13 protein-coding genes are annotated in these 12,538 nt (G+C 61.3%); 8 read left to right on the top strand and 5 right to left on the bottom strand.

Annotated elements, in window-relative coordinates; genetic code table 11:
• Window positions 1-22 precede the first annotated feature (22 nt).
• A complete protein-coding gene (locus AC4P1R_RS22785) occupies window positions 23-1,396 on the bottom strand; it encodes an ABC transporter substrate-binding protein (RefSeq protein WP_492177932.1) in 1,374 nt (457 codons plus the stop codon).
• Between the two features lie 190 nt (window positions 1,397-1,586).
• On the opposite strand from AC4P1R_RS22785, the gene AC4P1R_RS22780 reads away from it, so the two are divergent.
• Together AC4P1R_RS22780 and AC4P1R_RS22775 are read left to right on the top strand one after the other, a co-directional pair.
• Window positions 1,587-2,396, top strand: coding sequence for a glycerophosphodiester phosphodiesterase (locus tag AC4P1R_RS22780; RefSeq protein WP_492177931.1), 810 nt, complete (start codon window positions 1,587-1,589; stop codon window positions 2,394-2,396).
• 269 nt (window positions 2,397-2,665) lie between these two features.
• Complete coding sequence (locus AC4P1R_RS22775) at window positions 2,666-4,183, top strand: sulfatase family protein (RefSeq protein WP_069457701.1); 1,518 nt, start codon at window positions 2,666-2,668, stop codon at window positions 4,181-4,183.
• On the opposite strand, the gene AC4P1R_RS22770 is transcribed toward AC4P1R_RS22775, so the two are convergent.
• Window positions 4,176-5,189, bottom strand: a complete 1,014-nt coding sequence (locus tag AC4P1R_RS22770) for a threonine ammonia-lyase (protein ID WP_151612612.1) — start codon at window positions 5,187-5,189, stop codon at window positions 4,176-4,178. The genes AC4P1R_RS22775 and AC4P1R_RS22770 overlap by 8 nt on opposite strands.
• Before the next feature lie 84 nt (window positions 5,190-5,273).
• Here AC4P1R_RS22770 and AC4P1R_RS22765 point away from each other — a divergent pair, with 84 nt between their 5' ends.
• Window positions 5,274-5,750: an Lrp/AsnC family transcriptional regulator gene (locus AC4P1R_RS22765; RefSeq protein ID WP_069457678.1), complete on the top strand. Its 477-nt coding sequence runs from the start codon at window positions 5,274-5,276 to the stop codon at window positions 5,748-5,750.
• Here AC4P1R_RS22765 and AC4P1R_RS22760 read toward each other — a convergent pair.
• Window positions 5,692-5,946 carry a hypothetical protein gene (locus tag AC4P1R_RS22760; protein WP_131820476.1) on the bottom strand — a complete coding sequence of 85 codons (255 nt, stop codon included), beginning with the start codon at window positions 5,944-5,946 and terminating at the stop codon, window positions 5,692-5,694. The genes AC4P1R_RS22765 and AC4P1R_RS22760 overlap by 59 nt on opposite strands.
• Window positions 5,947-6,100: 154 nt before the next feature.
• Here AC4P1R_RS22760 and AC4P1R_RS22755 point away from each other — a divergent pair, with 154 nt between their 5' ends.
• From AC4P1R_RS22755 to AC4P1R_RS22745, 3 genes are read left to right on the top strand one after another with little or no spacing between them, the layout of a single operon-like run.
• The gene (locus AC4P1R_RS22755; protein WP_069457679.1) at window positions 6,101-6,460 is read left to right on the top strand and encodes a YciI family protein; all 360 of its coding nucleotides are present in this window, start codon (window positions 6,101-6,103) and stop codon (window positions 6,458-6,460) included.
• Window positions 6,461-6,470: 10 nt separating this feature from the next.
• The gene (locus AC4P1R_RS22750) at window positions 6,471-6,830 is read left to right on the top strand and encodes a YciI family protein (protein WP_069457680.1); all 360 of its coding nucleotides are present in this window, start codon (window positions 6,471-6,473) and stop codon (window positions 6,828-6,830) included.
• Window positions 6,831-6,848: 18 nt separating this feature from the next.
• Window positions 6,849-8,087: an RNA polymerase sigma factor gene (locus AC4P1R_RS22745; RefSeq protein ID WP_151612608.1), complete on the top strand. Its 1,239-nt coding sequence runs from the start codon at window positions 6,849-6,851 to the stop codon at window positions 8,085-8,087.
• Window positions 8,088-8,110: 23 nt separating this feature from the next.
• On the opposite strand, the gene AC4P1R_RS22740 is transcribed toward AC4P1R_RS22745, so the two are convergent.
• Window positions 8,111-9,040: a complex I NDUFA9 subunit family protein gene (locus tag AC4P1R_RS22740; protein WP_083265272.1), complete on the bottom strand. Its 930-nt coding sequence runs from the start codon at window positions 9,038-9,040 to the stop codon at window positions 8,111-8,113.
• Window positions 9,041-9,294: 254 nt separating this feature from the next.
• On the opposite strand from AC4P1R_RS22740, the gene AC4P1R_RS22735 reads away from it, so the two are divergent.
• Window positions 9,295-10,509, top strand: a complete 1,215-nt coding sequence (locus AC4P1R_RS22735) for a M24 family metallopeptidase (RefSeq protein ID WP_069457682.1) — start codon at window positions 9,295-9,297, stop codon at window positions 10,507-10,509.
• 218 nt (window positions 10,510-10,727) lie between these two features.
• On the opposite strand, the gene AC4P1R_RS22730 is transcribed toward AC4P1R_RS22735, so the two are convergent.
• Window positions 10,728-11,507 carry a creatininase gene (locus tag AC4P1R_RS22730; RefSeq protein WP_151612606.1) on the bottom strand — a complete coding sequence of 260 codons (780 nt, stop codon included), beginning with the start codon at window positions 11,505-11,507 and terminating at the stop codon, window positions 10,728-10,730.
• Window positions 11,508-11,605: 98 nt separating this feature from the next.
• On the opposite strand from AC4P1R_RS22730, the gene AC4P1R_RS22725 reads away from it, so the two are divergent.
• On the top strand, window positions 11,606-12,520 hold the full coding sequence (locus AC4P1R_RS22725; RefSeq protein ID WP_492177930.1) for a LysR substrate-binding domain-containing protein: 915 nt from the start codon (window positions 11,606-11,608) through the stop codon (window positions 12,518-12,520).
• The last annotated feature ends 18 nt before the right edge of the window (window positions 12,521-12,538 follow it).

Here is a 12,538-nt window from a genome sequence, read left to right as displayed (position 1 = left end):
ATAGCCGCGAGACCGATCGGGCCTATTTGACGATCACGTCCTCGAGGGAAGCCGATGCTTCGTCGATGACGAAATCAGCCGCTTCCTGCGCCGACAACCGCCCCGATTCCACGCCCTGGATGCCGGCATAGATGATGCCGTTGAGCTCGCCGAACTGTGCGTTGTTGGGCAGGAATTTGGTGATCTTGAGCAGGTCGGTCGCCCTGGCGAGCGGCCAGGCCTCAGCATAGCGCGGATCTTCGAGTTGCTCCGGCTTGATGCCGAGATGTGTCGTCGTGACCGCGTGATCGGTGTTGAGGTCGGCTGCCGAAGCGTGGCCAAGCAGGCGGACGGCCAGTTCCGGCTCCTTGGTGTTGGCCGCGATCACATAGACGATCGGGTGAGTCAGGCTGACGGGCGAGCCGCCCTTCTCTGCCGCCGGCCCGGCGATCCAGCCCCAATCCTCGAAGAAGGCCTTCTCCTCCTGTGGCAAGCCGTAGGTCGGGAACGCGACGCTGCCGAGATCCCAGATGCCGTACATCCAGAACGCGGCGTTGCCGGTATAGAATTCCTTGCGCAGTGCATCGAATTCCATCGCCGTGTTGTTGGCCGGGATGACACCTGCCTTCACCCCGCGCTCGAACCAGCCGAAGGCGGCAGCGAGCTTGTCGCGCTCGAGGAGCAAATTGCCGGTTTCCGGATCGACGAAGTCGTTGCCATAGGCGTTGAAGGCCATGATGTAGTCCGGCCCTTTGTTCGGCCGATGAAGCACGCCGTATTGCGCATTGGTCTTCTCGACGACCTGCTTGGCGATCTCCAGCAGTTCTTCCATGGTCAGGTCGCCGGACAGGGTGCGCTCCGGCATGGAGTCGATGAAGGCATCGTCATAGCCCGCCTCGCGCAGAAGCTTCTTGTTGTAGAAGAACATCCTCGCTTCCGCGTCCTGCGGAATTGCGTAGGTGCCGTCGGGGCACTTCGCCGATGACCAGAGCGACGGAAATATCGTCCCGAAGTGCTGCGGATACTTGGCGATGTAGTCGTCCAGTTTGAGAGCGAAGCCATCTTCCTGGAAGGCGCAGATCCATTCGTGCGCGGCGATGAACATATCCGGGCCCTCGCCGATGCCGAAGACCTTGAGGAGTTGCAGCGCGTCGTCGTCGAAGCCCTTGGCGGGGCTCTCGCGGACGACAACCTCGACGCGCTTGGGGGAGCCCTCCGCTTCGAGTTCCTTGTTCAGCCGCTCGGCAGCCTTGACCACGTTGCCTGCGCGCAGGGGTCCCGAGGGATCCTGACGCGACCAGAGTTCGAGCTTCACGGCTTCCTGTGCGAACAGAGGCGTGGCCATAACGAATGCTGCAGTGCCGCCTGCCAGTGCCGCGCTCAGAAGTGCGGCAGTTCCAATTTTCCAGTGAAACATCATGATTTCTCCCAGCCGCGACACGATTTCATCGTGTCTTTCATTGACTATTGCAATGATGCAACAGCATTATGAATGCGCTTCGGGGAATGTCCAACTATGATTGCGCATTAGAGGGCCCGGTGGGTCGATCCGCGAAGCGCTCGGAGCCGGCCGGTCAAGAAGTCGTGCGGCGCGATAGGGGTTAGATATGGCCTTCCGCTTTCTTGCCCGTGAAGCCGGACGCGTGCATGTCTGTGGCCACCGCGGCTATAGTCGCCATTACCCCGAGAATACATTGCCCGCATTCGAAGCCGCAAAGGCTGCAGGGGCGACCGCGGTCGAGATTGACGTCGTCCTGACCTCGGACGGTGAGCCGATCGTTTTGCACGACCTGACCGTCGATCGGACGACAGACGGACACGGCTTTGCGGCAGACCTGAGCCTCGAGCAGATCCGCAGGCTGGACGCGGGTGTCCGGTTCCATTCGACCTTCGCCGGAGTGAAGATACCGAAGGTGGCCGAGGTGCTCGATTGGGCGAAAGCCGGCAATGTGGGCATTGTGCTCGAGATCAAGGAGGTGGAGCGGCCGGATCTTGCCGTCGACCTCGTGACGGGACTGCTGCGCTCGACGGGCGCCGCCGACCGGGTCATGGTGATCTGCTTCGATCATGTGCTGCTGAAGCGGGCAGTCGAGCGCCATCCGGACCTCAGGACGGAAGCCATCACTCACGCGCGCCACGCCGATCTCGTCGGGGTATTGCGGGCGTGCAGCGCGAACTCGGTGTCGATCGAACTCGACATGTTTCACCCGGTCGATGCGAGGGCGTTGCATGATGCCGGCTTCGGCAACCGTGTACACATACCGCGTCCCGAGATCCTCGCCGAGTACTGGCGCGGCGGACGCGATCCCTTGCCCGACCTCGTGCAATGGATCGCCGACGGGCTCATCGACACGATCTCGGGCGATGACGTGCCGTTTATCGCCATGCTCGTCAAGCGCGCCGGCCGCGCCGGCTGAGGCCGCGGGTGCCGCAGCCTCATCAGATCGGATCGAACGCAGGCACAAGCCGGTTGCGACCGCGCCGCTTTCGGTGAAAATGAGCAGATGCCCTTTTTACAGCGCCGCGCGTCTTTCAGACGCATTCAGACGCGCAAAGGTCGCTGTAACTCTTTGAAACTGCGCATCGAGCTTTCCGAAAATCGGGTCCGATTTTCGGGCCGATGCGCCAGACGGTCGGCCGACCAGGGATTCGCGCCAGCCGCTTTATTTGGGAAGGCCGCGGGACGATGAAGGCCGTTTTCGTGCTTTTTGACTCGCTCAACCGACACGTACTCGCCCCATATGGAGGGAGGCGTCTGCCGACGCCCAATTTCGACCGCTTGCCAGAGCGCGCGACCACGTTCGAGCGCCACTACGTCGGCAGCCTGCCCTGCATGCCGGCGCGTCGCGACCTGCAGACAGGGCGGCTCAGCTTTCTCCACAGGAGCTGGGGACCGCTTGAGCCGTTCGACAACTCCTTCCCCGAGATGCTGTGCCGGGCCGGCGCGTACAGCCACCTCGTCACCGATCACTTCCACTATTTCGAAGACGGCGGCGCGACCTATCACACCCGGTATGACAGCTACGATTTCATCCGCGGGCAGGAGGGCGACCCCTGGAAGGCGATGGTGCAGCCACCATGGGAGCGGCTGCGCCAGATGTATCATGAGCGGCAATTCAGCGAGACGGCACGCGACAAGTTTCGCCGCAACATCGCGAACCGCGAGTTCATCAGGGAGGAGAGTGAGTTCCCGTCGGTGCGCTGCTTCGCCACCGGTATGGAGTTTCTCGAGCGAAACCGGGCTGCGGACAACTGGTTCCTGCAGATCGAGACGTTCGATCCGCATGAACCTTTCACGGCGCCCCAGCGATTTCGCGACGCATTCACCACGGGCTGGAACGGTCCGGTTCGCGATTGGCCGCGCTATGGCCGCGTCGACGAGCTGCCGGAAGAATGCGAGGAACTGCGCGCCAATTACTACGCCGTCGTTGCGCTCTGCGATGTTCTCATCGGAGAGCTTCTCGATTATTTCGATCAGCATGACCTCTGGCGCGATACCGCGCTTGTCGTCACCACCGACCACGGTTTTCTTCTTGGCGAGCATGATTTCTGGGCGAAGAACCGGATGAACATGTATGAGGAGATCGTACACATCCCGCTCTTCGTCTACGATCCGCGGCGACGGGCAAGCGCCGGCGTCCGGCGATCGGCCCTGACCCAGACCATCGATCTCGCGCCGACCTTTCTCGATCTGTTCGGCGTGCCGGCCCCTGCCGAGATGCAGGGACGTTCCCTGCTGCCTCTGCTCGACGCCGATGGCGTGCTGCGGGACGGCGCGCTATTCGGCTATTTCGGCGGTGCGATCAACGTGACCGATGGGCGCTATACCTATCATCGCTTTCCACCCGATCCTCGCGCGCAGGAGCTCTATCAATACACACTGATGCCGACGCACATCTGGGAGCCGTTCACGCCGGAGGAACTCGCCGGAGCTTCGCTGGCACAGCCGATGCCCTTCACGAAGGGGGCGCCCATTCTCAAGATACCGGTGATCAAGCGGTCGCCGATGTTCGACAACTACGGTCCCGGCGCGCTCCTTGAGAGCGAAACCCGGCTCTACGACCTCGCCGATGATCCCGGACAGGATTCGCCCATCTCTTCCCCGGAGGCCGAGGAGGCAATGATCCGTCTCATGCAGGATCTCATGCGCGCCAATGATGCCCCGCCCGAAGCCTACGCCCGTATTGGGATCGAGGCTAAGTAATACGAGCGCGACGGGTCAGTTCAACCGGATCGTCGCAAAGGTAGTCGCGCATCTGCTCCGGTGTCAGATTGCCGCCACACAGAATCGTCGCCACGGATTGCCCGGCGAGCTCTTCCCGGTGTTCGAGCGCCGCGGCCACGCCGGCAGCGCCAGCCGGTTCGACGACGAGACCGTAATGCGTATGGCAGAAGCGCATGGCAGCGCGAATGGAATTCTCGCCGACCGTCCAGACGTCATCGACGGTTGCCTTCATCGAAGCGAGTGCGTATCGGATCGGCTCGCGAACGGCGATACCGTCCGCGATCGTCGGTGCCGAAGGTGTGCTGATCAAAGCGTCGCGCTGCCAGGAGAGCAGCATGGCAGGGGCGGCCTCGGCGACGATGCCGATGACGCGGCACGAGGGCATCTGCGCCTTGAGCCACGTGCCGACGCCGGTCAGCAGCGCGCCGTTGCCGAGCGGCACGAGGATGGCGTCGAAAGCCGTGCCGCGCTGTTCCGCCTGCCGCGTGATCTCAAGCGCAATTGTGCCCGCGCCCTCGGCGATTGCTCCATGCGCCCCATCCTCGACGAAGGCATATGTCTTTGCTTCGGCGAAGCGGCGTGCCTCCGTCTTAGCCGCGTCGAAATCGTCTCCATGCAGATGCACCGCGGCGCCGAGGCGCCGCATGGCGACGATCTTCAGCGGGTTGGCGGTCGTCGCCGCGAAGATGACCGCTTTGCGACCCCGCTTGGCGGCGGCATAGGCGAGCCCTTGACCGAAGTTTCCGGCCGAAGCGGTGACGAGCGGTGCCTCGGAGGCAGGCATCGTCTCGAGAAGCCAGTCGGTGCCGCGTCCCTTGAAGGCGCGGATCGGGTTCAGCGTTTCCACCTTAGCATGGAACTCCAGCCCGAGCGCCTCGTCGGCCGCGGCGTGCCGCACCAGGGGCGTGTTCAGGAAGAGCGGATCGATTGCATCATAGGCGGTAAGGATGCCGTCGACGCTGGGGAGATGTTGCAAATCAGTCATGGCGGCAGCATAGATGCCTTGCTTGGGAAAGTGTCGCAGTGAAGTGTTCAAGGATCGAGTGAATCTCCCTAATTGGATGAAAAAATGAATATTTCACCCACAAAGCTCACGGCAACCGACCGGGCCATCCTGCGCACCGTGCAGGAGAATGCCCGGGCTACGATCGACGAGATTGCGATGAAGGCTGGCCTGTCGACATCGTCGGCGCAGCGGCGCTTGCAGCGCTTGCGTGCGGAGAAAATCATTCTTGGTGACGTCTCCATCATCGATCCAAAAAAGCTCGGCTTCGGCGCGACCCTGCTTGTGGAACTCGAGCTCGAGCGGGATCGGCCGGAACTGATGGTCAATCTGCACCAATGGATCGCGAGAACGCCCGAAGTCCAGGAGGCTTGGTGCATCACCGGCCGCGGCGACTATACGCTCGTCGTCGTATGCGGCTCGATCCAGGAATTCGATCTGCTCGCCGAGCGGCTGATGAACGAAAACCCCAACATCCGCAAATTCACCACGAATGTCGTCCTGAAGACGCTGAAGCGGGGATTGGCACTGCCGCTGAAATGAGGCGCAGCATCTCATGGTCGGCGACGAGCCGCGATTTCGGCGTGGCGATTTCAAGCGCGCCGACCGTGGTAGCCAGGATCGCCACGAAAGCGCATAGTCGCCAGAAAACGCGGCGGCTCTCCCCATTTTTGATGTCATTCAGCCCTTGGCCTCGCATGAGGATCTGAATTGAAAGTGCGGCATCAAGGATGGTCATGGCCGGCGCTCCTTCTGAGGATTGACGACCAATGGTCGAAGGGCGGCATCGCATTTCGACATGCGCTCGCCAGATCGCAGAAAAATTTCTGGGCTCTGTCGAAACCTGCCCGGGCTGATCGTCAACAGGCTGTCAACCACAGGAGGAACGCAGTATGAAATATCTATGTCTGGTCTGGTGCGAAGAGGGGACCTTCGAGGCTTTGTCCAAGGAGGAGCAGGTCCAACTCGACCGGAACTCCCTGGCATACGATGAGGATCTCGCCAGGCGCGGCCATATGGTTGCGGCCGAGGCACTGCAGCCGCCGTCGAATTCGGTCGTGGTTCGAGTGCGTCAGGCCGAAATCTCGGTGACCGACGGCCCATTCGCCGAAAGCAAGGAGCAGATCGCCGGGTTCATCCTCGTCGAGGCGAAGGATTTAAACGAGGCGATCCGCATCGCCGCGGGCATCCCGCTCGCGAAGCTCGGCAGCATAGAGGTGCGGCCGATCCTTGATTTCGACGATCATTCCTAAGGAGGGGGCGATGAACTATCTTTGCCAGATATGGTTCGAAACCTCGGCAATCGAGGATCTGTCCGAGGAGGAGCAGCAAAAGCTCACCTCGGACTGCAGGGCCTACGACGATGGGCTCGCCGAAGGTGGCCACCTGATCCTTGCTCAGGCTCTGCGGGCACCGGCAACCGCAAAAACAGTGCGCACGCGCGACGGCAAGGTCTCGGTCACCGACGGGCCCTTCGCCGAGATCAAGGAATTCCTCGGTGGCATCATTCTCTTCAAGGCCGAAAGCATGGACGAAGCCCTCCACATCGCCAGCCGTTCACCACTTGCGAGGTTCGCCGCTCTGGAGGTGCGCCCGGCTTACTCCATCATGGAGAAGGACTGACAAGGCGAAAGATGTTTCATGCAGAAGCTGATCGACGACATCTACCGTTCGCAATCCCGAAAGGTGCTGGCAACTTTGATCCGGCTGCTCGGTGATTTCGATCGGGCGGAGGAGGCGCTGCATGACGCATTCGTCGAAGCGGCGCGAAGCTGGCCACGCGATGGCGTTCCCTCGAACCCGTCTGCATGGCTGGTTTCGACCGGGCGGTTCCGGGCCATCGATCATCTGAGGAGACGTTCGCGTTTCGAGGCTCGAGCGAAGGATGTCGAGGACAGTCTCTATCCGGCCGCCGCCGTGGAAGTGGGGAACTTCGAGATTATCGACGATGACATGCTGCGCCTGATCTTCACCTGTTGCCACCCCGTCATTCCAGCGGACGCGCAGATCGCCATGTCCTTGAGGGAAATATGCGGGCTGACGACCGAAGAGATCGCGCATGCTTTCCTGATGCCCGCAGCCACGGTCGCGCAGCGGATCGTTCGCGCGAAGAACCGCATCCGCTCGGCGGCCACCCCCTACGAAGTGCCCGATGAGGCCGAACTGCCTGACCGGCTTCAGGGCGTCCTGCACGTCATCTATCTGGTATTCAACGAGGGCTACTCGGCCTCCTCCGGAGGAGAGTTCACCAGAGCGGATCTGACCGTCGAGGCCATTCGCCTCTGCCGAACGCTCCAGGCCCTTCTCCCGGACGCCGAAGTTTCGGGACTGCTCGCCCTTATGCTGTTGCAGGAGTCGCGGCGGACCGCGAGGCGGGGGAACTCCGGCGAGATCGTCCTGCTTGCCGACCAGGACCGTTCGCTTTGGGATGCGGAAATGATCCGGGAGGGCCTTGCCCTGGTCGAGACGGCATCCCGCGGACGGACCATCGGCTACTATGCCTTGCAGGCGGCCATCGCTGCGGAACATGCGAGGGCGCGGACTGCGAAAGAGACCGACTGGCGCCGCATCGTCGCCCACTACGATCTGCTTCTGCTTGCCTGGCCATCTCCCATCGTCGAACTCAACCGTGCCGTGGCCATTGCCATGTGCAAGGGACCGGCGGCAGGGCTCGAGATTGTGGAAGCGATCTTGTCGAGGGGCGAACTGCGGACCTATCATCTCGCCTATGCGGCCCGCGCCGATTTCCTTCGCCAGCTCGGGCGTTTCCACGACGCGCGGTTCGCCTACCAGGCCGCCCTCGATCTCTGCCGTCAGCAACCGGAGAGAGCGTTTCTTCGCAAGCGGATTGCAGAGCTTGCGGACTCAAACGCGCTGTAGCCACTCGCGGCCTCGGGCCTCAGTTAAGTAGTCAGCGGGTCCCGCAACATGCCCTTGAGAATTTCCTCGACGGAGTGCGGCGAAACTCCAAGCTCTGCAAATCCGGGCATCTCGGGCGATGACACATTGTCGACCTGCATCAGTTCCACCTGGTTCCGGGTGACGGGCGGGCTGGGAAGCAATTCCAACGCCCGTGCCAGTACCTGCCAAGCGGCAAATGGCACGGGAAGCAGTATGGGTCTAAGACCGGCTTCGTGCGCAACGGCTTTAAGAAACTGCGCGTACGAGTAGACGCGAGGACCGCCGCATTCATATGTGATCGTATGTGGTTTGGCCCCCTGCAGCACTCTCGTGATCGCCTCCGCCACATCGTCGGCATAGGCCGGCTGCAATTTCGTCAGGCCGCGGCCGAATATCGGATAGACGGGAAGCCGGCGGAGAAGTTTGAGGATGTTGGTGAGAAACGCATCATCCGGCCCGAACATCACCGCCGGGCGGATCAATATGGCGTCTGCAAACGCGGCGCGAACCGCCAGTTCGCCTTCGCCACGCTTGCGAATATAGCGCGATGACGAGGCAGCATCCGCCCCGATTCCGGAAACGTGGACGAGCCGTTCGACGCCGGCTCGGCGTGCTTGAGCTGCTACCCGCTGGGCCGCCTCGACGTGCACGGAATGAAAGGTCTGCCGTCCGCGTTCGACATAAAGGCTGACGGCATTGACGACACCGTGAGCGCCGCCAAGCGCGTCGGCGATCGAGCGCTCGTGGTGGATGTCGGCTTCGATCGATTGAAGCTGCGGATCATCGGAACCAAACAGCTTCTTGCCTTTATCCGGATGCCTTGTTGCAATCCGAACGGAACACCCGCCGCTGCGGAGATGCCGAACAATGCGGCGCCCGAGAAACCCGGTCCCGCCGAAGACAGTGAAGATGCGGTGGCTCATGTCTGCCATGGCCTAACCTCGTCAGCTTGAGAATACGCGCCGACTCCGACCTATGCGTGAAGAAAGCTGATCCAAGATAACAAATGCAGTCTTTTGCGGCGAACGCTGCGCCCACGCGCAGCGGCAGCGGAACGATCGCAGTCGTTCGGGCTGCGCCCATGCCCATTAAGATACCAAATGCCGACATCAGATGAATAAATTTTATTAATCCAATATCGAGATTTAACGTAACGGTCATTCATTGCCAGCAAGGGAGTATCGCAATGACCGAAAACATGTTGCACGTGATGAAATGGCACAATGGCGAGAAGGATTTCTCGCCATTCTCGGATGCCGAAATGGCGCGCCGCCAGAATGATGTACGCGGCTGGATGGCCAAGAACGACGTCGATGCGGCCTTATTCACCTCCTATCACTGCATCAACTATTACTCCGGTTGGCTTTACTGCTACTTCGGCCGGAAGTACGGGATGGTCATCGACCATAGCAATGCCACTACGATCTCGGCCGGCATCGACGGTGGCCAGCCTTGGCGCCGCAGCTTCGGCGACAACATTACCTACACTGATTGGCGCCGCGACAATTTCTATCGTGCCGTGCGCCAGCTGACGACGGGGGCCAGGCGCATCGGCATTGAGTTCGACCATGTCTCGGTCGATTTCCGCCGTCAGCTCGAGGAGGCTCTGCCTGGCGTCGAGTTCGTTGACGTCGGACAACCGTCGATGTGGATGCGCACGATCAAGTCGGCTGAAGAGCAGAAGCTGATCCGTGAGGGAGCTCGTGTCTGCGACGTGGGTGGTGCGGCCTGCGTGGCAGCGGTACGCGCTGGCGTGGCGGAGCATGAGGTGGCGATCGCCACCACGAACGCGATGATCCGCGAAATCGCCAAGTCGTTTCCCTTCGTTGAACTGATGGACACCTGGACCTGGTTTCAGTCTGGTATCAACACCGACGGGGCCCACAACCCCGTGACCAATCGCAAGATCCAGTCGGGCGATATCCTGTCGCTGAACACCTTCCCGATGATCTTCGGTTACTATACGGCGCTCGAGCGCACACTGTTCTGCGACCGTGTCGATGATGCCAGCCTCGATATATGGGAGAAGAACGTGGCGGTTCACCGCCGCGGCCTGGAGCTCATCAAGCCTGGCGCGCGCTGCAAGGACATCGCGCTCGAACTCAATGAGATGTATCAAGAATGGGATCTGCTGAAGTACCGCTCATTCGGCTATGGTCACTCCTTTGGAGTGCTGTGCCATTATTATGGGCGCGAGGCGGGCGTGGAACTGCGGGAGGACATCGACACGGTGCTCGAGCCGGGCATGGTGGTGTCGATGGAACCGATGGTCATGCTGCCCGAGGGCATGCCGGGCGCTGGCGGCTATCGCGAGCATGACATCCTGATCATCCAGGAAGACGGCGCCGAGAACATCACCGGCTTTCCCTTCGGTCCGGAGCACAACATCATCAGGAACTGAGGGATCTCGGTTCGGTTAGTTCATGATTTATCCTGAATACGGTGGACCGGCATTGCCGGTCCACCGCGAACCCTTTGTGTTTCATTACGATATTTGCCGGATCAGCCGGCGGCCTGCGCAAGAGGCGGGGAGGGTGGGTCTCGCGTCTCATGTTGCAAGCCAGGAAGGCCTTTCCCGATCCTGATGGATGGGCTTGCGGCATAGCGGCGGGCACGGCGTCAGCGTGGAAATTCGCTCTCGAGCGCCTTGACGATGCCGTCGACGCAGACCTCCAGGAGAATCTCGCCCTTTTCCGCGGAGGCTTCCTTGGGCGAAGACAGCGTGCCGCTGACGGGCGTCCACTCCGGCTTGGGCGGATAGACGTCGTATGGCGGGAAACTTGCCGGCGCGTGGTCTACGGCGCGCTCGAGTCTCACCTGCTTCGGGTAAAGGGCCAGCATAAGCGAGGTTTCCAGAACGCCGCCATGTTCGAGATCCCAACCCGCAAAGCCGTTTGGATAGAGTCGAGCGATCGTTGCTTTGTCAACGAAGTCCCAATAGGACAGCACGACGATCTTCATGTCCTCGATGCCGCCCCATTTCAACTCGCGCAGGGCCAGGTCAATGCCCTCGACGATGAACCATGAATTCTCGAAATGGCCGTTCACCAGGCAGATGCGGCGCACGCCGTGGCGCGCGAACTCCTTGATGACATCGCGCAAAGCAGCCACCAAGGTCGCACCGTCAAGGCTGGTGGTGCCGGGCAGATGATTGCCGCCACCGGACTTCTGGTGCGACTTATAGCCATAGGTGAACGGCGGCGCCACCAGTGCGCCGATGCGGCCAGCAACGCGGCGGGCGAATTCGACCGGCAGCAGCACGTCGACGTTCATCGGCATATGGTGGCCATGCTGCTCCATCGAGCCGATCGGTAACAGGATGGGCGTGGTGCCGTTGCGGACACGTTCGTCATAGTCGGGCCAGGAAAGCTCGGCGGCAAAGACAGACTGCTGAGGCATGGTGATCTCCCAATTTGACTCATCACCCGATGATTTGAAGCCGTTCGCATGATATGGGAAATTTATAATAGTCATCCTCGTATGAGGAATTGAAATCAATGCGCAAGATAATCAACTTTCAGACCGACCTGCTCCGCACCTTCGTATCGGTTGTCGATCTCGGTGCCTTCACCAAAGCCGGAGACGCTCTCGGCCGCACGCAGCCGGCGATCTCGCTTCAGATACGCAGACTTGAGGAACTGGTCGGCGCACCCATCATCAAGCAGGTGGGGCGCACCCTGATGCTGACCAGCGAAGGCGAGATGCTGCTGAGCTATGCCCGCGAAATACTGCGGCTCAACGACGAGGTCGCATCCTATTTCAACCGGGCCACCATCTCGGGCGTGCTTCGCGTCGGCTTGCCGAACGACTATGCCGTCGCCTTCCTGCAGGGTGTCATCACGGAGTACACCCGCCAGCATCCTGACATCTCGCTTGAGATCTATTGCGGTTGGAGCGTGGAGATCCTGGAGCGGCTGCGGGCGGACGAGCTCGATCTCGCCGTCGCGATGGTTAACAACGACCGCGCGCAATTTCTGTCCCGCTCGTGGATCGAGCGGCCGATCTGGGCCGCCGCGGAAGACGTCAGCTTCGATCCGTCGGCTGGCATTCCGCTCGCCGCCCATCCGGAGGGCTGCGCCTACAGGTCGCGGATGATCCAGGCGCTCGATGCGGCTCACATTCGCTGGCGCGTCGCCTATACCGGTTCTGGCATCGCCGGGCTGCAGAACGCGGTGGTCAACGGTCTCGGTGTGAGTGCGCTGACCCGATACACTATGTTGCCCGGCATGCGGGCATTGGACGATTCCGACGGCTTTCCGCCGCTGGACGAAATCCGGGTTGGCCTGTTCTACAAACACCCGCGCCTGTCGGAGGCGGGTATTCGCCTGGTCAACCACGTGATTGCCCGGCTGGACGAGACGGGCGTCTCCGGGGATCCGGCACGCGGCCATGTGGGGCTTGATTATCAATAAGTGACGCAAATGGGAAAA

It is taken from the genome of Sinorhizobium sp. Y406, from assembly GCF_058732025.1.
Note: the sequence above shows the minus strand (reverse complement) of the source record. Positions and strands in the feature narration are given on the sequence as shown.

What these genes read in the sequence shown, in the direction of transcription:
- AC4P1R_RS22785 (WP_492177932.1), bottom strand. Translation starts at nt 1,396, where the DNA reads ATGTTTCACTGGAAAATTGGAACTGCCGCACTTCTGAGCGCGGCACTG.
- AC4P1R_RS22780 (WP_492177931.1), top strand. Translation starts at nt 1,587, where the DNA reads ATGGCCTTCCGCTTTCTTGCCCGTGAAGCCGGACGCGTGCATGTCTGT.
- AC4P1R_RS22775 (WP_069457701.1), top strand. Translation starts at nt 2,666, where the DNA reads ATGAAGGCCGTTTTCGTGCTTTTTGACTCGCTCAACCGACACGTACTC.
- AC4P1R_RS22770 (WP_151612612.1), bottom strand. Translation starts at nt 5,189, where the DNA reads ATGACTGATTTGCAACATCTCCCCAGCGTCGACGGCATCCTTACCGCC.
- AC4P1R_RS22765 (WP_069457678.1), top strand. Translation starts at nt 5,274, where the DNA reads ATGAATATTTCACCCACAAAGCTCACGGCAACCGACCGGGCCATCCTG.
- AC4P1R_RS22760 (WP_131820476.1), bottom strand. Translation starts at nt 5,946, where the DNA reads ATGACCATCCTTGATGCCGCACTTTCAATTCAGATCCTCATGCGAGGC.
- AC4P1R_RS22755 (WP_069457679.1), top strand. Translation starts at nt 6,101, where the DNA reads ATGAAATATCTATGTCTGGTCTGGTGCGAAGAGGGGACCTTCGAGGCT.
- AC4P1R_RS22750 (WP_069457680.1), top strand. Translation starts at nt 6,471, where the DNA reads ATGAACTATCTTTGCCAGATATGGTTCGAAACCTCGGCAATCGAGGAT.
- AC4P1R_RS22745 (WP_151612608.1), top strand. Translation starts at nt 6,849, where the DNA reads ATGCAGAAGCTGATCGACGACATCTACCGTTCGCAATCCCGAAAGGTG.
- AC4P1R_RS22740 (WP_083265272.1), bottom strand. Translation starts at nt 9,040, where the DNA reads ATGGCAGACATGAGCCACCGCATCTTCACTGTCTTCGGCGGGACCGGG.
- AC4P1R_RS22735 (WP_069457682.1), top strand. Translation starts at nt 9,295, where the DNA reads ATGACCGAAAACATGTTGCACGTGATGAAATGGCACAATGGCGAGAAG.
- AC4P1R_RS22730 (WP_151612606.1), bottom strand. Translation starts at nt 11,507, where the DNA reads ATGCCTCAGCAGTCTGTCTTTGCCGCCGAGCTTTCCTGGCCCGACTAT.
- AC4P1R_RS22725 (WP_492177930.1), top strand. Translation starts at nt 11,606, where the DNA reads ATGCGCAAGATAATCAACTTTCAGACCGACCTGCTCCGCACCTTCGTA.